Origin of the sequence: Lysinibacillus louembei (genome assembly GCF_033880585.1) — a bacterium.
Taxonomy (GTDB): Bacteria; Bacillota; Bacilli; order Bacillales_A; family Planococcaceae; genus Metasolibacillus; species Metasolibacillus louembei.
This window is the reverse complement of record NZ_CP137624.1, coordinates 1,414,491-1,439,953: the sequence shown is the minus strand read 5'-3', so window position 1 is coordinate 1,439,953 and position 25,463 is coordinate 1,414,491. Positions and strand designations below refer to the sequence as shown.

Genomic DNA, 25,463 nt, shown 5'->3' with positions numbered 1-25,463 from the left:
AAGGAACTTTATTTTAAGCTTGATAAAAAACGCGTTCACGACAATTATCGTGAACGCGCTTTTAAAGCCTTCTTCAGCAAAGCCTCACAGCCCTCTAAGCAAAGATCATATGTTTCTTGAAAATCATCTGTATACCAAGGGTCTGGTACATCCTTTTGATGCGATGTCAAATCTAAAAAGCGGAAGATTTTTGCGTCATCTGGCTGCCTAAGCATTGTGCGAATATTGTCCACATTGCTCGCATCCATTCCAACAATATAATCAAATTCCGTAAAATCGCTGCTCGTTAGCTGACGGCATTGCATACCTGTTGTTGTAATTCCATACTCTCCTAGCTTCGCCTGCGTCCCTTTATGTGGCGCTTCACCAACATGCCAGCTGCTTGTGCCTGCCGAATCGACTGTAATTTGCTCGCTTAACCCACGCTGCTCCAGTAAATTACGCATAACAGCCTCTGCCATAGGCGACCTGCAAATATTACCTAAGCATACAAATAATATACGCATCTCATTCGACACCATCCTATATTTTTGCTTGTAGCTCGGCTGTTAAACGCTGAAATTCCTGCTCTAAAAACTTCGTTGCCTCATCGCGTGCTTCCTTGCCACTTTCCACTGTAAATGGCTTACCATAAATTAAATAACCTTTTTGGCGTTTAAATACTTCTCCTGCACTACGTGGGCCGATATAAGCAGCAGGAACAATTTGCGTCTTTGCTAGCTGTGCGATTGTGACAGCCCCCTGCTTCAAATCATTGCTTTCGGTTGAGCGAGTACCGCTTGGGAAAATACCAACGATTTTATCCTCTTTAATAAGCTGACGTGGAATTTTAATCACGCTTGGTCCTGGATTATCACGGTCAACAGGAAAAGCATTTAAATTATTGATAAGCCAACCAAGACCTTTCATTTCAAATAGCTGCTTTTTCGCCATGAAATGAATTTCACGTGGGTAAATGGATAAGCCTAAATTAATAATGTCAATATAGCCTGTATGTGTACATGCGATGACAAAGCCACCTCCCTCAGGCACATTTTCTGCACCGTAAACCTTTGCCTTCGAACCATTCATTTTTAAAATTACTTTACAGATATTTGCTGCTAATTTATACACATCATTGCCCTACCTTATATTTTAATACTTTTATTTTAATCAAAAAGAGGCACTTTTTCAATTAAGCATACTGCTGTGCAATATGTTGCACCAAGTTTTCTAGCCAGCTATCAAGCTGTGAAAATTCAAATCCTGCCATTGTCGCTTTATCATTTTTCATATACCATGATGCAGGAATCGCATATGGTGAGCGAATTTTATCATCCCCTAAAAGAGCAATTTTTGCTCGTTTGCCTGTCGCCTTTTCCACTAAATTCATTAATGCTTGCAATGTTATTGCACCCGTTGCCGTTGCATTAAATGGACCTTCCACTGACGTTTGCCCCGCCCATAACAAAAAGCGTGCGGCTTCCTCTGCTTGAATAAATGACATTTCCGCATCCATATTGACAAAGCCAATCGGTTCTCCCTGCGCTACACGCTTTACATGAAAATGTAATCGCTCTGTATAATCATCTACACCCATGACGATTGGGAATCTTACTGCTACAACAGGAAACTTCGCGTATTTGAAAAACACTGCCTCCGCCTGACGCTTCCCTTCCCCATACGTGAAATCAGCTGTATCACCCATGCGAATTTCATAATTATACGGGTCAAAATCTTCCTCTACTTTTACAGCACCATCGATTTCATATGTGGATAATGTAGAAGTGAACACAAGCTTGCCTATCTTGCCATTAAATACATCGCAAAATGCCTTCGCTTCATTTGGTGAGTAGCAAATATTATCGTACACAATATCGAATGTGCGATTTGCCATCAATGCCTGTAAATCACTTGCGTTTGTTCGGTCAATAACAACATGCTCCACCTTATCTCCAAATGGATTACCTGACTGCCCTCTCGTTGCAATTGTCACCTGATGCCCTTCTCCTAATAGTAGTTCTACTAATTTACGTCCGAAAAATCGCGTACCACCTAATACTAAAACTGTTCCCATTGTTTATTCCCCTTCCCCAACTAAAATATCAACATCAATCGTAATTTGTGGCAGCTCGACTGCTGTGCTATTTTCAATATGCCAACCCATTGGCGTCATTTGCAGCAATTTTGGCACAAGCTCTGTTGATAATTGCACAGTATAAGTAAGCCGTTGCACATCCACTTTCGCAAAGCTATCTTTAAAACGCTCCACCGTCTGCGCATTAGAATAGCTTTCCTTCTCAGAATCCGCAAATGCTTGGCGTCGTAGCTCCTGCAAATAGCCTTCCTGTGGCACAACTTTAATTACCTTGCCATCGGGCTGAAGCAGGCGCTTAAATTCCTCATAATTAGCAGGCGATAAAATATTTAAAATCGTTGTAAAACTCTTTGATTGGAATGGGCTATTCGCTAAGTCACCAACACACCAAATTTTATCACTATAAAACTTAGCGGCAGCAATAATCCCCTCTTTTGAAATATCAATTCCAACACCGACTGCTTGCGGTAGCTGTGCGCAAATACGAGCTAAATGTGACCCTTCACCACAGCCTGTGTCTAAAATCATTTGCTCATTCTTAAGTAGCTCGGCAATTCTCCTTTGCAGCGGGTCATAAAGACCGCTCGCAATCACTTCTTGACGTGCCTCAAATAACTCCTTGCTATACATCGAAGCGACAGGCCTTGTCATAAAATTCATATAGCCCTGCTTCGCCATATCGAATGAATGCTTTTGACTACAGCTCATTGTTCCTGAGTCATTTAGCTGCATTTGCGTATGACAAAATGGACAGGCAAATAAGCTGATATGCTGCTTTATACAATGAATGCTTGCTGCTCTTTTTGATAATTGTTTCATCGTGCTCTCCTACAACTGTTTTCTTTATTGTACAGGAAAATAGCCCTTAACAAAAATAGATGCTCATTCAAATAAAAAATGCCAAAAAAGCAGCTATCTACTTTTCTGGCATTTTCATAATTAAGCTGTTTTTGTTGTTAAATGTACCGCATCTTTTCGGTCCTTCAATGTGTCATAAATCGCCTGCACATTTTCAGGCGATAATTGATCTTTCTGTCCACGTAAATCGGTAATCCAGCTTTTCAAATCCTTTGCCTTCAATACATCAATTTTATCGGAATGTAGCTCAATTTTTTGGAAGGAGCATTCATTTGTAAAAACAACAATTGTTTTATAAGCTTCAACATCAATATTAGGCAATAAATCACGCAATGCATAAATGCTACGCTGCACTTGGTGAATTGGATTTGGAAAAGCTTCTTTTCGGTCTTTATATAAAAGCTGTGACCATTCAAGATCTTGCTCACGCCCTGCAATCCAGCCCTTTTTCTGTTCTACTCTTATAATATAAATACCTGAAGTATGCATAATCAGCGCATCAACAGGCGCTTCGTCCGATTGAAGTTGCACATCAAATAAAATATCATACTTTTCTTTTGTAGCTTTTAATTCATTTGTTAACGTATATAATGTTCGAATTCTACTACTGCTTAGCACATCAAAAATTGAATACGATGTAGCCTTACTAAACAAAGAATCATCATATTTATAAATAACTAACATCACTATTACTATTAATAGAAAAATACCTAGCAGTATCCATACCATTTTGTGCGTCACCTCGTAGACAATTGTTTCTTACTGCTATTGTAACAAACTAACAGCTACTTGACTACGTACGTTTCGAACTATCATTTTTGATCAATCGTGATGCTGCCTAGCTCCGTTTTTAGCTTAATCAAATTCTCTCCTGCACCATAGACCAGACGCTTACTACGCTCGCCATAAATCGAAATTTTCCCTAGCTCTGATTTCGCCTCAATCGTCGCATTATCAATCTTTTTATCTGTTAACACTTCAATCTTCCCTACACTTGTTTTCAAGCTGAGTGGCTTTGTAATGCTTTCAACATTTAATGTCACCTTACCTGCCTCTGTACGGGCATCAATTTCTCCTTGTACATTGACTAAATCGACACGCCCCGCCTCTGATTTAACATGCCAAACCTCAGCAATAGAGTCCTCAATTACGACTTTTCCAGCATCACTTTTAACGGTAGCTGTTGTGGCATGAACAGATTGAAGCTCCGCTTTCCCAACGCTTGATTTGATATTTAAATCACTTGCTAAAATATTTTTTAGCTTAGCCTTCCCAACAGATGTGCGGCATTTAATATCTTTCGCTTGTAGCCTTTCAATCACTGTGCCGCCAATTTCATTTTTAATAACAATGCTCTCATAAAGCTTTTCTGGTACATAAACGAATGCAGTTGCCCCGTTATTTATATTGAAATTAAAATTAATATTTACACCAAAAATCTTAAAGTTGCCTTCCTCACGCTGAATATCTATTGTTAGTGTGTTATTAGCAATTTCCACATCCATCGTATATTGCTCACCTTTGCTTTTTAATTCTGTATAAAATTTCCCAGTAGGCGATGGTAGCAATTCAACAGCAGCAAGCTCACTGTCAATTTTAATATAGCTGAATTCCTCTTCCTTAACAGCTTTTGATGTTTGCACAAATTCTTGCTCTGAATATGCCTTTAATAGCTCTGCTGCTAATTCATTCACATCACCTAAGGAAGCAATCATTTCTTCAATCGATTTTCCTTCAGCCTGACCGCTTGCAAAATATTCCTTAAAATCACGCAATATATCTTGACGTTCACCATCATTTAATTTTACTAACGCTTGCTCTAGCTTATTTAAAAATTGTTGTTCCATCATTAATTACTCCCCCTCATTTATTAAACTGTTTACTGCTTGATAAAAATGTTCCCATTCCATCTTTTGTATACGCAATTGCGCCTTGCCATCTTCCGTAATTTGATAATACTTTCTAGCAGGTCCTTCTGTCGATTCCACCATATAGGTTGTAAAATAGCCTTCTGCTGTTAGACGACGTAGCAATGGATAAACTGCACCTTCTGAAATATTGATTTTACTGGAAATAGCTTGCACCAGCTCATAACCATACATATCACGCTGTTCAAGCAATGCAAGCACACATAAATTCAATACACCTTTTTTAAATTGTGGATTCATTTGGCTCCCCCCTTCACTACTATTTATTAATTAGTAGTATAGCATCTACTATTGTTCAATGCAAGGTACTAATCCAAAAACAATAGGACTACTTTTTTAGTAGCCCTATTTTGCTTGCCTTAAAGACTTCACACTTTTTGTAAAAACCCACAACAGCATGATGCTGGCAACCGCAATACTTGCTGATAAATAATATGTTTTTCCACCTTCCATTGTCAGCAGCCATGTGAAAAATAATGGCCCGATAATGCGCCCTAAGCTATCCATTGAATAAATAACTCCCGCAGCAGTGCCATACATTCCGCCAGACTCCTTCGAGGCAAGCGATGTATTTAACGTTCTGGCAAGTGCATTGCCTGCTGTAAATACACATAATGCGACACCAGCAAAGGCTAAGCTATTCGTAAATGGTAGCATCAATAAGCCGATTGCTGTAATAATTTGTGCCAGCATTAACCACTTTGGTTCTTGTCCATCCTTTACTTTGCGCACGACCATTCCTTGAATGAAAAAGTCGACAAAGCCACTAAATAAAAATAGCGAGCCAATTTGCGCAGAGGTAATTTGAATCGCATCCATTTGGAATAGCTGCAATGTCGATTCAACACCCGCTAATAAAAATGTCACTGAAAACGAAAAGATAAATAAATAGCGGATGCGATAGCTAAATAGCTTGCCAGCAGCCAGCGGAATAATGACGCGCCCCTCTGTCTTGCGATATGTTTCCGGCTCCTTCAATATAGCTAAAGCATAAAAGAATAGCGCAAAAATTAAAATCGCCGATACAGTAAATGGCATCCGTACGCTAATTTCTCCAAGTAAACCACCGATTGCTGGACCAAAAATAAAGCCTAACCCAATCGACATTCCCATAAAGCCCATATATTTATTGCGGTTGTCCTCATTTGAAATATCGCCAATAAAGCCTGTTACGGCTGTATACAATGCACCTGAAAACAAGCCCCCCACAACACGTGAAGCATAAAGCATTGGCAATGAATCAATAAATATGGAAACTAGCATAAAGCTTAAGCTAAAACCAAGCAAGCCTACTAAAATTAATTTTTTACGCCCTACTTTATCAGATAAACGTCCCCATAAAGGGGCTGTAAAAAAGCTTGCAAGTGAATAAATTGTCAGTAAGCCCCCGACATGCATTGGATGAAAGCCTTGCTGGACAATGACCTCTGGTAAAACAGGAATAATTAAACCGAATCCTACATAAACAAAGAATTGCACGGATACGAGTAAAAGAATAGCTTTATTCATCACGTATCTCCTTATTTAAACCAAGTTATTTTCAACAAATTGAACAAGTCGTTCATAATCTTTAATGCGATGATTACATTTCTCCACATCATCACAAATATATTGGCTATATGATTTATAGGCATCAGCCTGTCCCTTTACTTTCGCTGTAAACAGGTGGACATCTGAATGCTCATTACAAATCGCACAAATACCTTTCGCATTCGTGCCACTTACTGTTCCCTTCAAGCCTGTAAACTGCCCTTCTCTCTCAATAATCATATATTGACGATGTGTGCCGATATCTTGCCATGATAAATAGCTAATGCCCTTCCAGTTCACTTCATCTAACTTAGGCATTTTTAGCTTTTTCTCTTTTTTAAATAGTTTTTCAATCCCTTTTTCTGAAATTGCTTTAAATGGAATCGTATAAACATGCAAATTTTCTAGAAATAATGTGACATCTAGTCGATCCTCTACAGCCTCAGCAGCTTTTAATAGCGTCTCCTTGTCTTCTCCAAGTGGCAATTTTTCATTCAATGTAGCCATTGCAAGCTCTCTTACTGTCGCCAATATATTGGCATCCTTTGACGAGGCCTTGGCATTTACAATTTTCATTAGCTGCTGCTCAATTAAACGAACTTCTGCAACTGTTAAAAATGGTGTCATTATATAGCACTTCCTTTACTTTCAGCATTAACTATTTATTTTAACATGCTCTTCTCTATTATATAATAAGATTAGCTTACTAAAAGTGAGGTTTTTCCATGCACACAACAACAATCGATATTCCTGCTTATGTTGAAGCTGGCAATATTATTTGCCCTTCGTTAGCAATTCCATACCATCCAGAGTTTATTATGGGTATTTATACAGACCAAGCAAAAATACAATATGTATTAAAGATGTTGATGAAACTACCAAATAGCTATATCCATTTAAAAGATGATAATTTGTATGATCGTTTAACAGTAAAGGAGCATGTTGCCTTTTTCAAAAAGCTATTTAATTCCGCTGAAACGACGGAAGCATTATTGCAGCTTATTCATTTAACTGATTTCCAAAAAATGAAAGTCCATCAATTATCCAATAGTAATCGTCAATTACTTCATTATTTAAAGCTTTATTTAACACCTGCCTCAATTATTGTTGTGGAAGAACCTCTACAAAATATGGAGGATTTTTCAAAACAATTAACAGTACAATTATTTGAAAAAATGACACAAAAAATGCTTTTATTGCTATCTAATAATTTAGAGGATTTATTTATTTCGTGTCACGAAACGAATCGTTTAGATGCGCAGGGCTTATGTTTATTAGATGTTGTGGGACAAGATACAACACCAAACGACATTGCTTCATTTTCTCCGATCAAAATCGAGAAAATCCCAACAAAGAAAAATGACAAAATTATTTTATTTAATCCACCTGAAATTGACTATATAGAAAGTGTGGAGGGCGATGTTTCTATTTATGTAGCAGGTGAAGCATATCCTTGTTCATTAACTTTAACAGAGCTTGAACAGCGTCTTTTACCTTTAGGCTTCTTTCGCTGTCATCGTTCATATATTGTCAATTTACAAAAGGTACGTGAAATTATTACTTGGACAAAAAATAGCTATAGCTTATCCATTCATACAACAACAAAAACAACAGTCCCTTTATCTAAAAATAAACTCGCCACATTAAAAGAGCTTATCGGAATTTAGCGAATTTCCGGGGAAATAATTTGCTCCATTTATCCTCATATAGCTCCAATCACCTTTATTTCCCCTCTTTTCGTCACGAAATGAATGCGATGCTTCTAATCTTGCATTATATTTAAGGCATAACGAATACGGAGGGGAAATACGATATGACAACAATTATTGATGTTCATCATTTAAAAAAGGCATTCCAACAATCAAACGCTTTAGCAGATGTAACATTTTCTATTCAAAAAGGGGAAATTTTTGGCTTCTTAGGTCCAAGTGGTTCTGGCAAAACAACTACAATTAAAGTTTTAACAGCACAGCTCCATAAAGATGGTGGTGAAGCAAATGTGTTCAATATGCCTGTTAGTGCAATGCAAAACAGCGAAAATAGGAAAAAATTTGGAATTTTAACGGATAACAGTGGTCTTTATACACGTTTATCAATCGAGGAAAATTTAGCGCTCTATTGCAAGCTATATGATGTCCCAACAACAGCTATTAAAGAAGCGCTTGAATTTGTCAATTTATATGGCGAGCACAAGAAAAAAGTAAATATGTTATCAAAGGGAATGACACAGCGGGTTTTATTAGCAAGAGCCATTTTGCATAAACCAGAGCTTCTATTTTTAGATGAGCCAACTTCTGCATTAGACCCTGTCAACACAGCCCATATTTACAAAGGGTTGCGCGCTTTAAATGAGCTAGGTACAACCATCTTTTTAACAACGCATGATATGCAAGAAGCTGAAACACTGTGCCATCGTGTTGCTTTTTTAAATAAAGGTGCGATTCAAGCAATCGGCACACCAAAGCAATTAAAGGAGCAATATAGCGAGCAAACAATCACGGTTGAACTGGTCGATGGCTCATCTCATGTGATTAAAAACGAAGCGCAAAATGCTCAAATTGTACACAATTGGATGGCAAATAATCAAATTGCTCGCATCTTTTCAAACGAACCGACTTTAGGCGATATTTTTATGAAAATAACAGGGAGTGACTTACAATGATGAACATTTCAATTACACGTATTCAAGCCATTTTTATGAAGGATTACAAGGAGTTTTCTCGCAACTATGCGATTTCAATCATGGTATTTTTCCCAATCATTATGGCATTTTTATATAGAATGGATGGGGTAGAACCAGCACAACAACTATTGTTCCCGCTTGCCTTCACTTTCGGTATGGTAACAGCCTTTGTGCAAGCTGCTCTGATTGCCGAGGAAAAGGAACGCAATACACTGCGTAGCTTATTGCTTTCCCCTGCCTCACTTGCAGATATTTTAATTGGTAAAAGTGCGTTAGTTTCAGCTATATCTGCTATCGTTATTGCTGTTTGTTGCTATGTTGTTGACTATATGCCAAGCATTGCCTCTATCGTTGCGATGTTTCTTTCCATATTATTTTATGCAGCTTTAGGCACAATTTGTGGCTTATTTGCTAAGTCAACATTGGAAACAACATTTACGATATTACCAGTTGCTATTATTTTCCCATTCGGTCCATTTGTTATGATGTTATCCGAACGTTTTGAATTCCTAAAAATCGCTAAATGGCTGCCAAGTACACAATTAGCCGACTTAGCTCAAGGTGAAATGGTTATACCGTTAATTGGTATTGCACTATGGACAATCCTCGCTTGGGTTGTGGCAATTATCCTTTGTAAAAAACGCATGGTAGATTAATTGAAACCTTTTGTTACGATAGCCGTACAATAATTAGGGCACCAATTTTCAAATATAAGGAGAAATTTTTGTTGAATCATTGAACCAAATATTTATTATTTATCATGTATCTAATTGCGATTTCAGATGCCTACTACTCTTCTTTATGGCTACTTGAATCAAAATCACCACCGCAGCATCAAACTGTACAGGCATCTGCTCAATTTGCGGCACAGCTTGCTCATATGCGGTGACAAAGATGAAAATAATAAACTACGAACTACAAAGAAAATCAAAAACATTACAGTGTTTTATATTGTAATCGAAACTAAAAAATCGATGTACATACCAAAGCTTTTGGTGTACATCGACTTTTTTATAATAAAATTTTCGCTAGCTGCTGTAACTCTGCTATTTCATATGTAGGTTTGTAATTTTCAACTGGCGCTTTGCCATGCTGGTTGAACCAGCAAGTGTCGATACCTGCCTGAATACCGCCTACTATATCTGCCGAAAAAGAGTCACCAATAATCAATGCCTCTTCTATGCGGAAATTGGGAATACGTTCAAATACATAATCAAAATAGCCTTTCATTGGCTTTTGATAGCCTGTATCCTCAGATACGAAGACATTTTTAAAAAATGGAGCTAATCCCGTTACTTGCAAACGTTTATATTGAGTTACAGATACACCATTGGTCACTAAATATAAATCAAATTGACGCGCTAGCTCATTGACAATCTCCCATGCTCCCTTCACAAACACTTTGCTTTCCGCTAAATAATTGCGATATTTCGTATCAAATAGTACCCCATCAACTCCTTGATCGTATGCTGCAAATAATTTAGCAAAGCGCGTCGTAATCACTTCATCACGTGTAATTTCGCCATGCTCAAATTGTGTCCATAAGCTGCTATTAATTTGACGGTATTTTTCTTCTACCTCTTCAGTTAAAGGAATTTTTTGCTCCTCAAATAAACGATGCAGTGCCAAATCCTCTGCCGCTCCAAAATCGAGTAATGTGTCATCTAAATCAAATAATAAATGTTGATATTTTTTCAATCACTTTCACCTCACCTTTTTACTATAGCAAAATATTGTTGTGATGATGAGCTATTTTCAGGTACGATTCAATTGTACAATAGAAAGAAGGTTGAACAATGCCCTTTGATTTAGATATTTCACTAATTATTATTTTAATTTTCTTCGGCTTTTTAGCCGCATTCGTTGACTCTGTTGTTGGTGGGGGTGGCCTTATTACACTGCCTGCATTGCTTTTTACAGGAATGAGCCCTGCTTCTGCTGTTGCAACTAATAAGCTTGCAGGTTCCTTAGGTTCTCTGACTAGTACGATTACCTTTTATCGTTCTGGAAAGCTCGATATGAAATCTGTTTATAAATGGTTTCCTTTATCATTTTTCGGCTCAATGCTTGGAGCATGGGTTGTTCATTTAATCAACCCAGAAGTTTTAAAGCCATTAATGCTGGTCATGCTAGCTGCTGTAGCAATTTATACAATTTTCAAAAAGGATTGGGGACAGCTATCTACCTATAAAAGCTTATCGACTAAAAAGCTTATTGCCTTTTTGTTTGTATTATTTGCTATCGGCTTTTACGATGGCTTTTTAGGCCCTGGAACAGGCTCATTTTTAATTTTTGCCTTTCTTATCATTGGCTTTGATTTTTTAAAAGCAGCAGGCAATGCAAAGTTTTTAAACTTTGGGAGCAACATTGGCGGATTGTTGATGTTTATGTCACTTGGACAAATGAATTATGCATATGGTCTTATTATGGGAGCAGCACAAATTGCAGGAGCTATATGTGGTTCAAAATATGCTATTAAACGTGGAAGCGGCTATGTACGCATATTATTTATCATTGTAACGATTACATTATTAGCTAAAAATACTTATGATTTCTTTAAATAATTCAATTGACTCTTCGTATAATTGCGTCCAGATTTTTGCGAACATGCCTCATTCTTCAGGGGCTGAATTATAAAAAAAGACAGCCTAGCAAATAGCTCATTTGACTACTTGTCAGGCTGCCTTTTAACGCTTAATTTTACCGATATATTTCAAGGCATTTTCAGATGGAATAAGCATTTTTTTATCATTGCGCTTTTTACGGATTGTATATGCTTTATAAAAACAGCGCTCTGCACTTGCTACATCGCCCTGCTCTAAATAACATTTCCCTTTAAACTGCCATACGCTATCCTCAAACTGTGGTAAATTATGTTCATTGCAATATGTTAATACTTGTTCAAATATATGTAGTGATTTTTCATATTCTTTCGTATGCTTGATTGTTTCTCCATAATTAATAAGCGTTAGCACATACTCTTCTCCGCCCCTTGGCTCAAAATAATCTAACGCTTCCTTTAAGTAATATAACGATGTTGCGATACATCCTACTAGTCTATTTAAATAACCAACTTTACGATATGTTTTATACTTTAAATCATTTTCTATCGTTGGTTGCAGTAAAAGAGCATCACCTAAACGGAGAGCAGCGTATAACTTGTCTGTGTCTGGACATTTTTCACGTAAAAAATCATTCTCATCAATAAAAATTAACTGCCTAACCTCTTGGAGCCTTTGATCAAAGTCGTTTATTAGCACGAAAACCCTCTCCTTAGCTTTCTATAATGCTACAATTGTTGAATAATCCATTACTTTTATCTAAATATTTGTGAAAAGCGCCATCTTAATTAACATTATTTTGCTATACGTATAGTTTTCCCTCAACTACCAATAAAGCTTTTTTCAGCTCCATACCTGAGCTAAATCCTGTTAAAGAGCCGTCTTTCCCAATAACTCGATGACATGGTATCACGATAATTACTGGATTTGCTCCAATTGCTCCACCTACAGCTCGTACTGCCTTCGGGTTTCCAATACGACTTGCAATGTCTGAATATGTACAGACTTCTCCATAAGGAATTTTCTGCAATTCCTTCCATACACTTTCTTGGAAAGGGGTACCTTTATAATCTATTGCAAAATCAAACTGCTGTCTTTGCCCTTGAAAATATTCGATAAATTGCTCTGTGTAAGGCTTTAATTTACGCTCATCTTCTTTTACTTCGCTATCTTTATAACGCTTTTTTGCCCATACAAGCAATTCTTCTTCATTTTCATTTAATGAGCCTGTGTAACATAAGCCCTGTTCTGTTGCCGCAATCACGAATTGTATATTTTCATAGCAGAAATTTGTCCAATAGATTTTTTTAGACATTTGAATACCCCCATTATGTTAACTCATTTCAGCAGTTGGTCCCATTACTGGTGGCACAGCTAAGCCTGCTTGACGTAATAATACTGTCATTTGACCACGGTGATGTGTTTGGTGGTCGATTAGTACTCTAAACAGAGCACCACGTTGCATGGAGCCGCCAAATGCAGCTACCTCCTCTGTCAGCTGTTCATCAGACAATGTAGCGATTTCCTTTTGGTATGCGTCAATAACTGCCTCATATGCTTCAACAATATCTGCCATATTATTAGGCATCTCCATATCTGGTCCAGGAGCAGGTATTTGTAAGCCCGCAAAGTGTCCAAATGCGCCGGCTACTCCAACTAAATGCCACGCTAACCAACCTAGTGTATTGTGACCTTCTACAATGGGTTGGCCCATTTTTTCATCTGTAATCGCTTTGAATACATTCAGCGTTCCTTTTGAAGAGACATGCCAATCTTTTGAAAAATCCTCTATTGTACGATACATAAAAAATCCCCTTTCAATCGTCACCTTATCCAATAAAACATTTGCACCAAAAAGCCATTTTACGATGTAAGCTACTCGATTCTTTCCACTAACAAGCAATAGAGACAAGTCCCTATTAAAAGCTTCACTTTATTACAGCATAATCAAAAAAACAGCAAATTTCAAACAGTTTGCTAAACTATACAATATATTGTTCTATAACACGCCAAGCTTCTATTTTTTGCTCAAATGTCTTAATATTTTTTCCTGGTATCGGGCTTGTCGATGGCATTTTTTGATAATCATATCCAGCTAATATATCTAACCCTACATGCTTTTTAAATACATCAAATGCTTTCGCTCCATTAAATAGCACTGCTTTTATGTGAGGATATTCTCGAAATAACCATGTGAAATCATTTGCTACCTCGTTGCGAATATTGGTATCTAAGCTCCCTTGCCGTTCACATGATTGAATCGAATCCCACAAGCCAATTCCGTTCTTTTTCAACAGAGCAACACGCTGTGCATAATCGTCGGGCATTTCCTCATCTACAAGTACAGCAATAATTGGCCAAAAATGATTACGAGCATTGCCATAGTATTGTTGTTTCTCTAATGATTGTACACTTGGCATTGACCCAACAATCAGCACTTTCGTATTTTCATCAATAATGGGTGGTAAACTATTTTGTCGCACAATTCTCACCTACTTTTGTTTGTACATTTAGTATACCAATCATTTATATAATGCAGAAAATATTTATAGACAAAGCCGAAATCGGCTTTGTCTATAACAGGATTATTCGGTTAATTTCACATGTTGAATTTTGTAAATACCTGTTGGATCAACTGTAAAGTCCGTTACTTTTTTGCTTACACCTGTTAAATAAGCTTGGTGGTGTAAAAACGCCGCTGGTGCTTTCTCGTTAAGAAGCGTTTGAATTTCTTTATAGTAGCCTAAACGTGTATCACTATCTGTTTCAACACGTGCTGCATCCAATAATTTGTCTACTTCAGCATTTGAGAAACGAGTACGGTTGTTGTTACCAATATCAGATGTGTGGAATAGTGGATATAATGCACCATCCGCATCACCTGTTGATGCAGACCAGCCTAGGATGAACATCTCATGGTCGCCAGCGCCCGTTTTCTCTAAATATGCGCCCCACTCCATTACCTCAATGCTAACATCAATATTTAACTGCTTTAATTTTTCTTGTAAAACAATCGCAATTTGTTGACGTTGTGGATTGTCATTTGTCCAAATTGCTGTTTTGAAGCCATCTGGATATCCAGCTTCTGCAAGTAATGCTTTTGCTTCTTCAATATTGTAGTCCTGTGGTACAATATCGTCGCTTTGGCCCCAAATCATTGGTGATAATGGACCTTTAGCAGCTACACCAAAGCCATCATAAACACCTTGTAAAATTTCTTCGCGATCGATTGCTTTAGAAATTGCTAGGCGCACTTTTTCGTTATCGAATGGAGCTTTTTGTGCGTTAAAGCCGATGTACGCGATAGACATCGATGGTTGCTCATTTACTGTTGCAAAGTTTTCTACCATTGCTACTTCTGTTGGTTGTACTGGATCAATAATATGTGCGTTACCTACTTCTAAGTCAGCTGCACGTGTTGCGCTTTCAGGTACTGTTTTAAATACTGCTGAATCATAAGCTACTTTCTCGCCCCAATACTCTTCATTTTTCACTAAACGAATTTCTTGTCCTGGAACCCATGCATCATATTTTAAGAAGCCTGTACCAACTGGGTTGGCATTTACATAAGCGCGAAGCTTTGAAGCATCGTCACCTGCTTCTTCATAATCTTTTGCAATAACCGCTGGACTAATCATGTAGCCACCAGCATGTGTTAATACCGCTAATAGCGGCCCATAAGGTGCTTTTGTCTTAATATCTACTGTATATTCATCTACAACTGTAACCGATTCGATAGGCTCAAAGTTTGAAGCACGTGGTGATGCTACTACTGGGTCTAATAAACGGTCTAAGTTAATTTTTACAGCTTCTGCATTGAAAGGTGTTCCGTCATGGAATTTAACGTCTTGACGTAATTTTAATTGTAATGTTAAATCATCAATTTGTTCCCATGATTCTGCTAACAATGGCTCGATTTCACCTGTGTCAAAATTACGTACTACTAAAGTTTCATAAATATTTGCTTGTACGTTGTTAGACGGCACGTCATTTGAACCGTGTGGGTCAAGCTCAACAGCCTCTGATAATACTTCTAAAACTAGATTACCACCAGTTACTGTTTCTGTATTTTCATTGTCATTGCTTGCTGTATCGCCTTCTTTATCTGTCTCTTTCCCTTTATCATCGCTACCGCATGCGGCAAGAACAACGATAAGTGCCGATATTAAAAGCACTAGCCATAGTTTATTACTCTTCATTCGCAAATCCTCCCTTTATCATCTCTTTTTCAGAGAATTATCTTTTTTAAATATTATCTGAATTTTCTTTAAAAATCAACCCTTATTCATAATATATAAATTGAATTAAATGATTGCCACTATTAAAGCAGTAAATTAGATTCTATATATTTTCACAACTTTTATAAATACTCATGATTATACATATATATCCATAAATAACATAAGACCTCCACCTCAAAATATGAGGTGAAGGCTAATTGTTTGTAAAAATTCAATTCTTTCAATCAACAATTCTGGCAGATAAAAAAATATTACTTATATTTTTTGTTCGATTTCATCCCTTTAGAAATTTGCTTCCATTTGCGCTGTTCAGCCTGCTTTGCCTGCGCATCTGTTTTGCGCTCAATATAGGCTAGCTCACGTTGTAGCTTGAAATAGCTTTGGAGACGTGCTGATTCCAGTACTCCCTCATCAATCGCTTTTTGTACAGCGCAATGCGGCTCTCCTTTATGCGTACAATCTCTAAAGCGGCATTGCTCCATTAACTGTTCAATATCTTGGAAGCTTGCAGCAAGGCTATCTGATTGATTCCAAAGCTGTAGCTCGCGCATACCTGGTGTGTCAATTAAACAGCCACCTGAATCAAGTGCTACTAGCTCGCGATGTGTTGTCGTATGACGCCCTTTGGCATCGTCTTCTCGAATGCTAGAAACTTTCATATGTGCTGTTCCTAAAAGGGCATTCGTTAAAGTAGATTTCCCCGCACCAGAAGATCCTAGTAACGCTCCTGTCACACCCGCTGGGAACAGCTCGCTTAATCGCTCAAAGCCAATACCCGTTACTACGCTCGTTACAATTACTTCTACACCAAATGCGATACTTTCCACCTCTGACACATAATGTGCCACATCATCGCACAAATCCGCCTTTGTTAAAACAATAACAGGCGTTGCACCAGAATCCCATGCTGCCACTAAATAACGCTCTAGTCTGCGAATATTAAAATCCTCATTTAAGCTCATTACTAAGAGTACAATATCAACATTTGCTGCAACAATTTGCTCTTCAATTTCTAAACCTGCCACTTTGCGTGAAAATACTGACTTACGCTGTAATAGCTTATGAATAATCGCCTTTTCCTCTCCAGGCATTTGCTCAACTAACACCCAGTCCCCTACTGCTGGATAATCCTCGCGCGCAAAAGCGTTATATGCAAAATTCCCCGCTATCGTCGCTAGCCACTCTCCATGCTCACTTATAACGCGATATGAATGCTTATGCTCCAACACCACACGTGCTGGCACGTATTTTTTATATTTATCCTCTAACTGTTCGATTTGCTCACTAAAAAATGCTGTTAATCCTAAATTCAATGTAAATTCCTCCTAAAGTGTATATAAAAAAAGTCCTGAGCTGCCATTTCAGCAGTTCAAGACTTTTACACACATAGGAGCTTTTTTACAAAGCTAAACAAGCATACGTCAAAACGTACACTGTAGGCGTGTGAAAGTGAACAAGCTGAATGGCAGTTTGTCAATCGCAATCGTATTCATCATGTCACATCACCTACTTCCGATAATTTGTAAATCAACTATAACTGAATATTTTCTACAAGTCAACTTTATTTGAAATTAATGTATTATATTCCTCTTCAATTTGTGCTATATCAATGCGATCAAATAAAGGTGTAATCGCTTGTAAATGCGTTGGCTGGACAATTTGCTCCTGCCATTCAATCGTTTCGAGTTGCAGCATTGTGCGAATTTTCTCTGTAGAAAATGGCAAAAACGGCTGCAATAGCTGCGCTAAGTTCGCAATGATATATGTGCATGTTGCTAATGTTTGTTTCCCTGCCTCCACATTTTCTTTCACTTGTAGCCACGGCTGCTGCTCATCAAAATAACGATTTGCCCCGCGTATATAATAGAAAACTTGCTCTAACGCCTCCTTGAAATGACCTTTTTCAATAAGCGTGCCCACACTTTCATAAAGCCTAACAGTTTGCTGACGAATTGCTTCATCTATTTTCCTATTTGGCACAATGCCTTCAAATGATTTTTCGATAAATTTTAATGTTCGGTTAACGAAATTGCCATATGCACCAAGCAATTCCCCATTATGACTGTAAATAAATTCTCGCCATGAAAAGTCTGCATCGCGATTTTCAGGTGCATTAACTGTTAAAAAGTAACGGATTGAATCTGCATCATATTTTTCAATCATATAAGGAACCCATACTGCCCAATTTTGACTTGTCGATAGCTTTCTTTTCTCCAATGTCAAATATTCATTTGAAATGATATGTGTTGGCAATGATGGATTATTCAACCCCATCAAAATAGCGGGCCAAATAACACTATGAAACGGAATGTTGTCTTTGCCGTGAATATAATAGGATATCGTTTCCTCATTCCACCAATCCTTTAGTTCTTCTCCATGCTGCTGTGCCCACTCTATGCTTGCCGTTAAATAGCCTGCGACAGCTTCAATCCATACATAAATCTTTTTATCACGAAAGCCATCAATCGGTACTGCAATACCATTTGGTAAATCGCGGGTCACTGCACGATCTGGCACACCTTCTGCTAAATAGCGGGTCGTTAAAGCAATCGCATTATCGCGCCAGCGCTTCTCCTGCTTCGCCTGTGCAACAAATTGCTCTAACTCTTTTTGAAATTTACTAAAGGCAAAATATAAATGCTCTGTTTCTTTAATGACAGGCTCATTGCTACAAATTTTACAGCGCTTTTCCAATAAATCAAGTGGGTCTAAAATGGCTGAACAGTTGTCACATTGATCTCCCCTCGCCTTTGCACCGCAATTCGGGCAAATACCTTCTACAAAGCGGTCAGGTAAAAATTGCTTGTCTGTTTCACAATATGCCTGCTCCACTTTTTTGCTATATAAATGGCCCTTTTCAAGTAGCTGTAAAAATAGCTGCTGCACTGCTTGATGATGGTGTCGTGCATCTGTTCTTGTGTATAAATCATACGAAAAGCCTAACTTCGTAAAGCTTTCTTCAAACTCCCTGTGATAATGGTCTGCAATGGCTGCGACAGTTGTATTTTCTTGACTTGCGCGAATGGAAATCGGCGTACCGTTACAATCACTCCCTGACACATATAATACATGCTCACCCTTTTGACGGTAATAACGCGCTAAAATATCTCCTGGTAATAATGCTACAACATGTCCTAAATGCAATGAACCATTGGCATATGGCCAAGCTCCCCCAATAACAATTGCCATGCTGAAATCCTCCTTTAAAATCAATTGTGCTTTGCATAATTGTGTCCAGATTTTTTCAAGCTAGCTCGAAAAAATCCATTTCAAAATAAAAAAGCGCCCTAATCTAAAAAGATTAGGACGCCTAAATTAACGTGGTACCACCTATATTTACAAATAGCTCACACTATTTGCCTCCATCAGTACGTCGCATGCGAGATACTGCTGCTGTTATAACGAGTGCCTTTCTCGTCGTAGCCTACTTTATTGTTCGGTACGCAGCTCCGAGGCCATTTTCCACTAGGTTTGCTTGCTTCATTTCCACCATCAGAAGCTCTCTATCAAACAATCCCCTACTGTACTTTCCTCTTCAACGCTTTTCATTTCAAGTTGTTACATATCATACATCTAAATGAAATGGAATACAAGCGTCTATTTTGGTTTTTGAAATGACTGCTCACGTGTAATCGGTTGTCCAATAAAAACGTGGTCTAGCTGTTCCTTTGATGAACCATTATGCAACAGCATGATTTCTTGAACATCAGGGAAATTTTTAAAATAGGATTCTGCAAGTGATCCCATAAACATTTGACCTCCAGCTGACCCTTGTACAAGTCGCACACCATCATCTAAATTTAATACAAGCGTACCGTCCTCTATTTGATAATCAATTAATTTAACTTTTTCAGCAACCACTTCATTAAAAATAAAATGAATTAAGGCTTCCTCCGTGCCTTTTTTATAGCTTACCTCACGTGGAATCACATACTCCGCATTTGCGTCTGATTCATAAACTGTAATGGTTTGCTTCCCTTTTGCTGAGCTTTCTGGTGAACATCCTATTAAAAAAGCGAAAGCGAAAACGCTAATCCATAGCCATTTTTTCATGATGAGCCCTCCTTTTGTAAGATTGAGCCTTCAACGATTACTTCCGTTGGCATGTGCAATAGCTGCATCGATGTGAAGCTATTTGCTTGTTGAAAAGACTTTACTATTCTATACCCAATACAGTAGCCAATCCAACTAGGTAATTTCTCATAATTTCCGAATAAAAAAGGCTGATGCTTTTCTACATCGATTAACTGTAATGAAGGAAGAAAATGCTCTGTCCAAATTGGCTGAATTTGCTCCACTGTATAGCGCCTTGTCCATGGAGACAGCCACTGCATTCCATATAATTCCTCTACAGCACATTCTGCAAGCCCCTCCATCACCAACGAATCCTGCAATGCTAATTGACTAGGCTCACGCTTTACATAATGCAAGCGACAAATATGGTTGTATTCATGCGCTAGCAATGCTCTTAATTCTTCTACATGTAGCATCTCTGATACAAATAAAAAAAGTCCGTTTGGATAGGCAACGCCATTTTTCTTTGGTGTACCTGCTGTAATCGGCAAAATATAAATTTCTACATCAGGTCCCTGCCATAAAGCACGCAAACGTTCATACTCTTGCTCAACAATTGACCATATTTCCTCGTGTTGCAATAATCGCCCTGCACATTGCCACTCAAATGGCTGAAATAAACCATTACATAATAATTCATATTGAATTGCTTCTTTAGATGCCCATGGAAACACTTTTTGCAATGGTGTACATAGCACATCACAATGAATGTCTGCCATCTTTACTACATTTTGATTGCTGCATAGCTTAACTATATTTGCAAGTATCGGTGCTGTTTCAATAACGCCTATCGCTTTCATCCTTTTTCATTAATATATGCTTTCCATATAATTCATATACTTTTTCACTAAAAAAAGATTGACTTTCGATAAAATCATAGTATGATTTTATCGAGTGATAAAGATTCTCATTATCAATCAATCAAACTTTAGTGAGGTTATTCAAATGAAAAAAGTAAAAAATTCCTTGTTTTTCTTAATGCTTATGGCATTAGCTGTTTTTGCTTTAGCAGCATGCTCTGATTCATCAAAAGAGGAAGAGCCAAAAAAAGAAGAACAAGCTACAAATGATAAAACTGAAGACACAAATAAAGAGACTTCAGCAGATGAGCAACAATACCCAATTACAATTCAACATGCCTTTGGGGAAACAGTAATTGACAAAAAACCTGAGCGTGTGGCAACAATTGCATGGGCTAACCATGATGTAGCATTAGCACTTGGTGTTGTACCTGTAGGTTTCTCAGCAGCAAATTATGGCGTGCAAGATGGAGAACTAATGCTTCCTTGGACTGCTGAAAAAGTAAAAGAGCTTGGTGAAGAAAATCCAAATATTTATCAAGATACAGATGGTTTAGATTTTGAAGCAATTGCTGACTCTAATCCAGACGTAATTCTTGCTGCATACTCTGGTATCACCCAAGAGGACTACGACACATTAAGCCAAATTGCACCTGTAGTTGCATATAAGGACATTCCTTGGGTAACTTCTTGGCAAGACCAAATTCTCCTAAACTCTAAAGGTATGGGAATGGAAGAAGAAGGAAAGCAATTACTTGCTGATACTGAAAAATTAATTCAAGATAAAGTGAATGAACACCCTGAATTTAAAGGAAAAAAAGCAGCATTTGCTATGTTTATGATGAATGATTTATCAAAATTCTATGTTTACACACCTGGTGATCCACGCGGTGGATTCTTAGAAGAATTAGGTATGGAATTCCCAGCAGGTCTTCAAAGCTTAGTAACAGATGCGAGTAGCTTCTACCTTGAATTAAGCTCTGAAAACGCAGACGCTTTGGTTGATACAGAAATTTTCGTTGTGTATGGCGATGACTCAACATTAGCTACATTACAGGCTGACCCAATCTTAGGAAAAGTGCCAGCAATTCAACAAGGTAATGTTGTCGTTGTTGGCGATGGCACACCACTTGCTGCTGCTGGTACGCCTAGCCCATTATCAATTGCTTATACAATTGATGAATACGTATCATTAATTTCAGCTGCAGCAAAAAATGTAAAATAATATGAATAAGTTACAAGCTACCGAAAATAAGAAGTTATTTATGCCGAAGCATTTAGGTAAAATTTTAATCATCCTGATTATTTTACTTGCAATTTGTATTGTCGCTTCACTTCTCTTCGGTTCTCGTACAATTGGCTTGACTGGACTGATGGATGGATTATTCCATCCTGATGTCGAGTCCCACGAAGCCAATGTTGTGCGACAACGAATCGTACGAACAATTTTCAGTTTAATGTGTGGGGCAGCACTAGGGGTTTCAGGAGCGCTGATGCAATCCGTTACACGCAACCCAATTGCAGACCCAAGTATTTTAGGGGTCAACATGGGGGCATCCCTTTTTGTCGTTTGTGGTATTGCTTTTTTAAATATTAGTTCAGCAAACCAATACATATGGTTAGCAATAGCAGGTTCAATGCTTACTGCTGTTTTTGTTTTTGGTATAGGCTCAATGGGAGCAAGTGGGGCTACGCCATTAAAGCTTGTCCTTGCAGGCGCTGCGACAAGTGCCATTTTATCTTCATTAGTTGTCGCAGTAATGATTCCACGCTCCAATGTCATGGATCAATTCCGCTTTTGGCAAGTAGGAAGTGTTGGTGCAAGCACTTGGGATGCTATTCAGTTATTCATTCCATTTCTCATTGTTGGTGGATTAATTGCCCTCTTCACGGCCCCTGCCTTAAATGCTTTAGCGCTGGGAGATGAGGTTGCAACAGGCTTAGGCGTCCGCACTGGTACATTGCGGATGTTTGCCGCACTAGGCGGCGTTCTTTTATGTGGTGCTGCTACAGCATTAGCGGGACCTATTGGTTTTATCGGCCTATTAGCTACTCATGTTGTCCGCCTGATGATTGGACCAGATATACGCTTAATTATCCCAATGTCCGCCTTAACAGGAGCCATTATTCTGACATTTTCAGATGTTTGTGGTCGACTTCTTGGCAGCCCTGGTGAGCTGGAGGTAGGTATTTTAACAGCCTTTATTGGCGCTCCTATCTTAATTATAATTACGATGAAAGCGAAAATGCGTGCGTTATGATGAATGAAACATTGAAATCCATAATGAAAGGCCGACAGCAAAGAAAAAGACGCTTTGTCATTACCACTTCTGTGCTCATTGCTATTTCACTACTGCTTTGTGGTGCGATGCTAATGCTTGGGAATACGATTTATCCTGTTCGTGATGTAGTGCGTGTTCTTTTAGGTGAAGATGTACAAGGGGCCTCCTTTGCTGTCAGCACAATTCGATTACCACGAATGCTAGCCGCCGTATTTACAGGCTTTGCATTTGGCGTTGGGGGCTATATTTTCCAAACGATGTTGCGCAATCCTTTAGCGAATCCCAATGTCATTGGTATTACAGCAGGCTCTAGTGCTGCTGCAGTATTTTGTATCATTGTTTTACAGGCAAGTAATATTATTGTATCCTTTGCTTCCATTGTTGGTGGGCTATCTACAGTACTTATTATTTATGTCTTATCTAAAAGCTCTTCTTTTGCCATTGGTCGATTAATTTTAATCGGTATTGGTATTCAAGCGATGCTAAACGCCTTTATCTCCTATTTAATGATTATTGGTAATACACATGATATCCCATCTGCTATGAGATGGCTAAGTGGGAGCTTAAACGGCGCAAAAATGGAAACGCTCTATCCATTAATATTTGTTGTGATTGTGTTTACACCGATTTTGTTCGTTTACAGTAACCGTTTAGAAATGCTAGAGCTTGGTGAACATGCAGCTACTTCGCTTGGTGTGAACACGAATAAAACACGCATTATTTTAATTGTTTGCTCCGTATTAGTGATTGCACTTGCTACAGCTACGACAGGGCCAATTGCCTTTGTTTCGTTCCTTGCAGGACCAATTGCGAAAAGAATTGCAGGTGTTGGTTTTTCAAATATACTGCCAGCTGGTTTAATTGGTGTTATTTTAGTATTAGCGGCAGACTTAATAGGTCAATTCGCATTTACAGCTAGATATCCTGTAGGTGTTATTACTGGCATCATCGGTGCACCTTACTTGATTTACTTGTTAATTCGAATCAATCGAAAGGGAGATATATAATGAAAGCAACACATACACTTCTAGCTGAACATATCACATCAGGCTATGAGCATAAAACCATTTTAGAAGATGTTAGCATCGCGATTCCTAGCAATAAAATAAGCATTATTATTGGGGCAAATGGCTGTGGTAAATCCACATTGTTAAAAACAATGGCGCGCTTGATTAAGCCAACAGACGGGCAAGCTGTACTTGATGGTAAGTCAATTCATCAAATGCCGCCAAAGCAATTAGCACGCGTATTAGGGCTTTTACCACAATCCCCTGTCGTACCAGAAGGGATTACAGTGGCTGATTTAGTGGGGCGTGGACGCTTTCCTCATCAAACATTGTTTAAAGGCTGGTCAAAGCAAGATTATGAGGCTGTTGCTGAGGCTTTAGAAATGATGAAAATTACAGAATTCGCTGACCGCAATATTGATGAATTATCAGGTGGTCAGCGTCAACGCGTATGGATTGCGATGGCTTTAGCACAGCAAACCGATATTTTATTTTTAGACGAACCAACAACATTTTTAGATATTACGTACCAAGTGGAAATTTTAGATTTATTAACAGAGTTAAACTTAAAATATGGAACGACAATTGTTATGGTGCTACATGATATTAACTTATCCGCCCGCTATGCAGACTACCTATTTGCTTTAAAAAATGGGCGCTTGCTTGCAGAGGGTGCACCAAAGGAGATTGTGACTAGCCAATTGATTAAAGAAACCTTCGATTTAGAAAGCACAGTTATCGAAGATCCAGTTTCCAAAACACCTTTAATCGTTCCTATTGGTCGCTATCATTCTGAAAATGCCATATAATAAATGAAAATAGGAAACTAAAGGAGGACTACTATGTTTTATGCATTTGTCTTTTCTTTATTGTCTTTCATCATAGGGCTAGGCATTTATGTGGAGAAGCGCAATCAACGATTAAAAAACCACCCTTCTTCTCATAAAGCTAGTGAGGATGCAAATTATTTAGTCGGTGATAATAAATATACGAGTAGTAATTAAAAGCTTTGGCTAGCCAAATTATTGGGTAGCCAAAGCTTTTATATTGGGATTTTACATAGTCAACTAACTTATGTCTATCAATTTTTCCTACATATATTAAGGTGTATGACATGGGAAAAGGAGGGACAAATATGGGTAGAGCAGAAATGTATGATTTATGCTGTCAGTATCAAGGGAAAAGAGTTCGCATTACAGACACAGACGGGCGTGTACACGTAGGACGCATTACAAATGTCGATCGCAAAATGGTTTGGCTGGAGCCTGACCGAGGATTCGGTGGCTATCGCCTAGGCTATTGGGGCTGGGGACCACGCCCTGGCTTTGGTTACGGTATCGCAATTGGTGCCATCGCAGGTATTGCTTTAGCATCACTGTTCTTTTGGTAAAACACACTTTATGTGCGAAATTTAGCTACTCA

29 protein-coding genes and 1 other annotated feature are annotated in these 25,463 nt (G+C 38.2%); of the genes, 10 read left to right on the top strand and 19 right to left on the bottom strand.

Features of this window, described 5'->3' with window-relative positions; genetic code table 11:
- Positions 1-44 precede the first annotated feature (44 nt).
- The 9 genes from R6U77_RS07165 to R6U77_RS07125 form a co-directional block, all read right to left on the bottom strand.
- A complete protein-coding gene (locus R6U77_RS07165) occupies positions 45-506 on the bottom strand; it encodes a low molecular weight protein-tyrosine-phosphatase (RefSeq protein ID WP_319837960.1) in 462 nt (153 codons plus the stop codon).
- A 16-nt stretch (positions 507-522) separates the two neighbouring features.
- Positions 523-1,113 carry a lysophospholipid acyltransferase family protein gene (locus tag R6U77_RS07160; protein ID WP_319837959.1) on the bottom strand — a complete coding sequence of 197 codons (591 nt, stop codon included), beginning with the start codon at positions 1,111-1,113 and terminating at the stop codon, positions 523-525.
- A 61-nt stretch (positions 1,114-1,174) separates the two neighbouring features.
- Positions 1,175-2,056, bottom strand: a complete 882-nt coding sequence (locus R6U77_RS07155) for an NAD-dependent epimerase/dehydratase family protein (protein WP_319837958.1) — start codon at positions 2,054-2,056, stop codon at positions 1,175-1,177.
- Between the two features lie 3 nt (positions 2,057-2,059).
- Positions 2,060-2,896, bottom strand: a complete 837-nt coding sequence (locus R6U77_RS07150) for a putative RNA methyltransferase (protein ID WP_319837957.1) — start codon at positions 2,894-2,896, stop codon at positions 2,060-2,062.
- A 120-nt stretch (positions 2,897-3,016) separates the two neighbouring features.
- Positions 3,017-3,664, bottom strand: a complete 648-nt coding sequence (locus tag R6U77_RS07145; protein ID WP_319837956.1) for a nuclease-related domain-containing protein — start codon at positions 3,662-3,664, stop codon at positions 3,017-3,019.
- 83 nt (positions 3,665-3,747) lie between these two features.
- A complete protein-coding gene (locus R6U77_RS07140; protein WP_319837955.1) occupies positions 3,748-4,785 on the bottom strand; it encodes a DUF4097 family beta strand repeat-containing protein in 1,038 nt (345 codons plus the stop codon).
- Between the two features lie 3 nt (positions 4,786-4,788).
- Positions 4,789-5,103, bottom strand: a complete 315-nt coding sequence (locus R6U77_RS07135; protein ID WP_293921668.1) for a PadR family transcriptional regulator — start codon at positions 5,101-5,103, stop codon at positions 4,789-4,791.
- A 105-nt stretch (positions 5,104-5,208) separates the two neighbouring features.
- Positions 5,209-6,372: an MFS transporter gene (locus R6U77_RS07130; protein WP_319837954.1), complete on the bottom strand. Its 1,164-nt coding sequence runs from the start codon at positions 6,370-6,372 to the stop codon at positions 5,209-5,211.
- 15 nt (positions 6,373-6,387) lie between these two features.
- A complete protein-coding gene (locus R6U77_RS07125) occupies positions 6,388-7,020 on the bottom strand; it encodes a FusB/FusC family EF-G-binding protein (protein ID WP_293921670.1) in 633 nt (210 codons plus the stop codon).
- A gap of 98 nt (positions 7,021-7,118) precedes the next feature.
- Here R6U77_RS07125 and R6U77_RS07120 point away from each other — a divergent pair, with 98 nt between their 5' ends.
- The 3 genes from R6U77_RS07120 (at position 7,119) to R6U77_RS07110 (ending at position 9,732) form a co-directional block, all read left to right on the top strand.
- The gene (locus R6U77_RS07120) at positions 7,119-8,060 is read left to right on the top strand and encodes a LytTR family transcriptional regulator DNA-binding domain-containing protein (protein WP_293921671.1); all 942 of its coding nucleotides are present in this window, start codon (positions 7,119-7,121) and stop codon (positions 8,058-8,060) included.
- Positions 8,061-8,206: 146 nt separating this feature from the next.
- On the top strand, positions 8,207-9,055 hold the full coding sequence (locus R6U77_RS07115; RefSeq protein ID WP_293921672.1) for an ABC transporter ATP-binding protein: 849 nt from the start codon (positions 8,207-8,209) through the stop codon (positions 9,053-9,055).
- Positions 9,052-9,732, top strand: a complete 681-nt coding sequence (locus R6U77_RS07110; protein ID WP_293921673.1) for an ABC transporter permease — start codon at positions 9,052-9,054, stop codon at positions 9,730-9,732. The genes R6U77_RS07115 and R6U77_RS07110 overlap by 4 nt, the downstream gene beginning before the upstream one ends.
- A gap of 355 nt (positions 9,733-10,087) precedes the next feature.
- Here the strand turns inward: R6U77_RS07110 and R6U77_RS07105 are convergent, their stop codons facing one another.
- Entirely contained in the window at positions 10,088-10,774 is a 687-nt protein-coding gene (locus R6U77_RS07105; RefSeq protein ID WP_319837953.1) for a YjjG family noncanonical pyrimidine nucleotidase, read from the bottom strand.
- Positions 10,775-10,872: 98 nt separating this feature from the next.
- Here R6U77_RS07105 and R6U77_RS07100 point away from each other — a divergent pair, with 98 nt between their 5' ends.
- Entirely contained in the window at positions 10,873-11,640 is a 768-nt protein-coding gene (locus R6U77_RS07100; RefSeq protein WP_319837952.1) for a TSUP family transporter, read from the top strand.
- Positions 11,641-11,763: 123 nt separating this feature from the next.
- Here R6U77_RS07100 and R6U77_RS07095 read toward each other — a convergent pair whose 3' ends face one another.
- From R6U77_RS07095 to R6U77_RS07055, 9 genes are all read right to left on the bottom strand, one after another.
- Positions 11,764-12,336: a tetratricopeptide repeat protein gene (locus tag R6U77_RS07095; RefSeq protein ID WP_319837951.1), complete on the bottom strand. Its 573-nt coding sequence runs from the start codon at positions 12,334-12,336 to the stop codon at positions 11,764-11,766.
- Between the two features lie 103 nt (positions 12,337-12,439).
- Positions 12,440-12,952, bottom strand: coding sequence for a methylated-DNA--[protein]-cysteine S-methyltransferase (locus R6U77_RS07090; protein WP_319837950.1), 513 nt, complete (start codon positions 12,950-12,952; stop codon positions 12,440-12,442).
- A gap of 18 nt (positions 12,953-12,970) precedes the next feature.
- A complete protein-coding gene (locus tag R6U77_RS07085; protein ID WP_319837949.1) occupies positions 12,971-13,441 on the bottom strand; it encodes a DinB family protein in 471 nt (156 codons plus the stop codon).
- 178 nt (positions 13,442-13,619) lie between these two features.
- Positions 13,620-14,120, bottom strand: a complete 501-nt coding sequence (locus R6U77_RS07080; RefSeq protein ID WP_319837948.1) for a DNA-deoxyinosine glycosylase — start codon at positions 14,118-14,120, stop codon at positions 13,620-13,622.
- 102 nt (positions 14,121-14,222) lie between these two features.
- On the bottom strand, positions 14,223-15,836 hold the full coding sequence (locus tag R6U77_RS07075) for a glutathione ABC transporter substrate-binding protein (protein ID WP_319837947.1): 1,614 nt from the start codon (positions 15,834-15,836) through the stop codon (positions 14,223-14,225).
- Between the two features lie 293 nt (positions 15,837-16,129).
- Positions 16,130-17,191 (bottom strand): ribosome small subunit-dependent GTPase A, encoded by a 1,062-nt coding sequence (gene rsgA / locus R6U77_RS07070; RefSeq protein ID WP_319837946.1) that lies wholly within the window; start codon positions 17,189-17,191, stop codon positions 16,130-16,132.
- A 235-nt stretch (positions 17,192-17,426) separates the two neighbouring features.
- Complete coding sequence (gene metG / locus R6U77_RS07065; protein WP_319837945.1) at positions 17,427-19,067, bottom strand: methionine--tRNA ligase; 1,641 nt, start codon at positions 19,065-19,067, stop codon at positions 17,427-17,429.
- Between the two features lie 110 nt (positions 19,068-19,177).
- Positions 19,178-19,426, bottom strand: a binding site (T-box leader).
- 49 nt (positions 19,427-19,475) lie between these two features.
- Positions 19,476-19,931 (bottom strand): GerMN domain-containing protein, encoded by a 456-nt coding sequence (locus tag R6U77_RS07060; protein ID WP_319837944.1) that lies wholly within the window; start codon positions 19,929-19,931, stop codon positions 19,476-19,478.
- Complete coding sequence (locus tag R6U77_RS07055) at positions 19,928-20,752, bottom strand: DUF2268 domain-containing putative Zn-dependent protease (protein ID WP_319837943.1); 825 nt, start codon at positions 20,750-20,752, stop codon at positions 19,928-19,930. Before R6U77_RS07055 ends, R6U77_RS07060 begins: the two co-directional genes overlap by 4 nt.
- Positions 20,753-20,897: 145 nt before the next feature.
- On the opposite strand from R6U77_RS07055, the gene R6U77_RS07050 reads away from it, so the two are divergent.
- The 6 genes from R6U77_RS07050 to R6U77_RS07025 all read left to right on the top strand — a co-directional run bounded on the left by R6U77_RS07050 (position 20,898) and on the right by R6U77_RS07025 (position 25,431).
- A complete protein-coding gene (locus R6U77_RS07050; RefSeq protein ID WP_319837942.1) occupies positions 20,898-21,977 on the top strand; it encodes an iron-siderophore ABC transporter substrate-binding protein in 1,080 nt (359 codons plus the stop codon).
- A gap of 40 nt (positions 21,978-22,017) precedes the next feature.
- Positions 22,018-23,013: a FecCD family ABC transporter permease gene (locus tag R6U77_RS07045; protein WP_406601098.1), complete on the top strand. Its 996-nt coding sequence runs from the start codon at positions 22,018-22,020 to the stop codon at positions 23,011-23,013.
- A complete protein-coding gene (locus R6U77_RS07040; RefSeq protein ID WP_319837940.1) occupies positions 23,010-24,041 on the top strand; it encodes a FecCD family ABC transporter permease in 1,032 nt (343 codons plus the stop codon). Before R6U77_RS07045 ends, R6U77_RS07040 begins: the two co-directional genes overlap by 4 nt.
- Positions 24,041-24,850: an ABC transporter ATP-binding protein gene (locus R6U77_RS07035; RefSeq protein WP_319837939.1), complete on the top strand. Its 810-nt coding sequence runs from the start codon at positions 24,041-24,043 to the stop codon at positions 24,848-24,850. Before R6U77_RS07040 ends, R6U77_RS07035 begins: the two co-directional genes overlap by 1 nt.
- Positions 24,851-24,883: 33 nt before the next feature.
- Positions 24,884-25,045: a hypothetical protein gene (locus R6U77_RS07030; protein ID WP_293921706.1), complete on the top strand. Its 162-nt coding sequence runs from the start codon at positions 24,884-24,886 to the stop codon at positions 25,043-25,045.
- 131 nt (positions 25,046-25,176) lie between these two features.
- Positions 25,177-25,431 (top strand): hypothetical protein, encoded by a 255-nt coding sequence (locus R6U77_RS07025; RefSeq protein ID WP_293921708.1) that lies wholly within the window; start codon positions 25,177-25,179, stop codon positions 25,429-25,431.
- Positions 25,432-25,463: the final 32 nt, after the last annotated feature.

Coding starts and splice junctions, on each gene's coding strand:
- R6U77_RS07165 (WP_319837960.1), bottom strand. CDS start 506: ATGCGTATATTATTTGTATGCTTAGGTAATATTTGCAGGTCGCCTATG.
- R6U77_RS07155 (WP_319837958.1), bottom strand. CDS start 2,056: ATGGGAACAGTTTTAGTATTAGGTGGTACGCGATTTTTCGGACGTAAA.
- R6U77_RS07150 (WP_319837957.1), bottom strand. CDS start 2,896: ATGAAACAATTATCAAAAAGAGCAGCAAGCATTCATTGTATAAAGCAG.
- R6U77_RS07145 (WP_319837956.1), bottom strand. CDS start 3,664: ATGGTATGGATACTGCTAGGTATTTTTCTATTAATAGTAATAGTGATG.
- R6U77_RS07140 (WP_319837955.1), bottom strand. CDS start 4,785: ATGATGGAACAACAATTTTTAAATAAGCTAGAGCAAGCGTTAGTAAAA.
- R6U77_RS07135 (WP_293921668.1), bottom strand. CDS start 5,103: ATGAATCCACAATTTAAAAAAGGTGTATTGAATTTATGTGTGCTTGCA.
- R6U77_RS07130 (WP_319837954.1), bottom strand. CDS start 6,372: ATGAATAAAGCTATTCTTTTACTCGTATCCGTGCAATTCTTTGTTTAT.
- R6U77_RS07125 (WP_293921670.1), bottom strand. CDS start 7,020: ATGACACCATTTTTAACAGTTGCAGAAGTTCGTTTAATTGAGCAGCAG.
- R6U77_RS07120 (WP_293921671.1), top strand. CDS start 7,119: ATGCACACAACAACAATCGATATTCCTGCTTATGTTGAAGCTGGCAAT.
- R6U77_RS07115 (WP_293921672.1), top strand. CDS start 8,207: ATGACAACAATTATTGATGTTCATCATTTAAAAAAGGCATTCCAACAA.
- R6U77_RS07110 (WP_293921673.1), top strand. CDS start 9,052: ATGATGAACATTTCAATTACACGTATTCAAGCCATTTTTATGAAGGAT.
- R6U77_RS07100 (WP_319837952.1), top strand. CDS start 10,873: ATGCCCTTTGATTTAGATATTTCACTAATTATTATTTTAATTTTCTTC.
- R6U77_RS07090 (WP_319837950.1), bottom strand. CDS start 12,952: ATGTCTAAAAAAATCTATTGGACAAATTTCTGCTATGAAAATATACAA.
- R6U77_RS07085 (WP_319837949.1), bottom strand. CDS start 13,441: ATGTATCGTACAATAGAGGATTTTTCAAAAGATTGGCATGTCTCTTCA.
- R6U77_RS07075 (WP_319837947.1), bottom strand. CDS start 15,836: ATGAAGAGTAATAAACTATGGCTAGTGCTTTTAATATCGGCACTTATC.
- metG (WP_319837945.1), bottom strand. CDS start 19,067: ATGGCAATTGTTATTGGGGGAGCTTGGCCATATGCCAATGGTTCATTG.
- R6U77_RS07060 (WP_319837944.1), bottom strand. CDS start 19,931: ATGAAAAAATGGCTATGGATTAGCGTTTTCGCTTTCGCTTTTTTAATA.
- R6U77_RS07055 (WP_319837943.1), bottom strand. CDS start 20,752: ATGAAAGCGATAGGCGTTATTGAAACAGCACCGATACTTGCAAATATA.
- R6U77_RS07050 (WP_319837942.1), top strand. CDS start 20,898: ATGAAAAAAGTAAAAAATTCCTTGTTTTTCTTAATGCTTATGGCATTA.
- R6U77_RS07045 (WP_406601098.1), top strand. CDS start 22,018: ATGCCGAAGCATTTAGGTAAAATTTTAATCATCCTGATTATTTTACTT.
- R6U77_RS07040 (WP_319837940.1), top strand. CDS start 23,010: ATGATGAATGAAACATTGAAATCCATAATGAAAGGCCGACAGCAAAGA.
- R6U77_RS07035 (WP_319837939.1), top strand. CDS start 24,041: ATGAAAGCAACACATACACTTCTAGCTGAACATATCACATCAGGCTAT.
- R6U77_RS07030 (WP_293921706.1), top strand. CDS start 24,884: ATGTTTTATGCATTTGTCTTTTCTTTATTGTCTTTCATCATAGGGCTA.
- R6U77_RS07025 (WP_293921708.1), top strand. CDS start 25,177: ATGGGTAGAGCAGAAATGTATGATTTATGCTGTCAGTATCAAGGGAAA.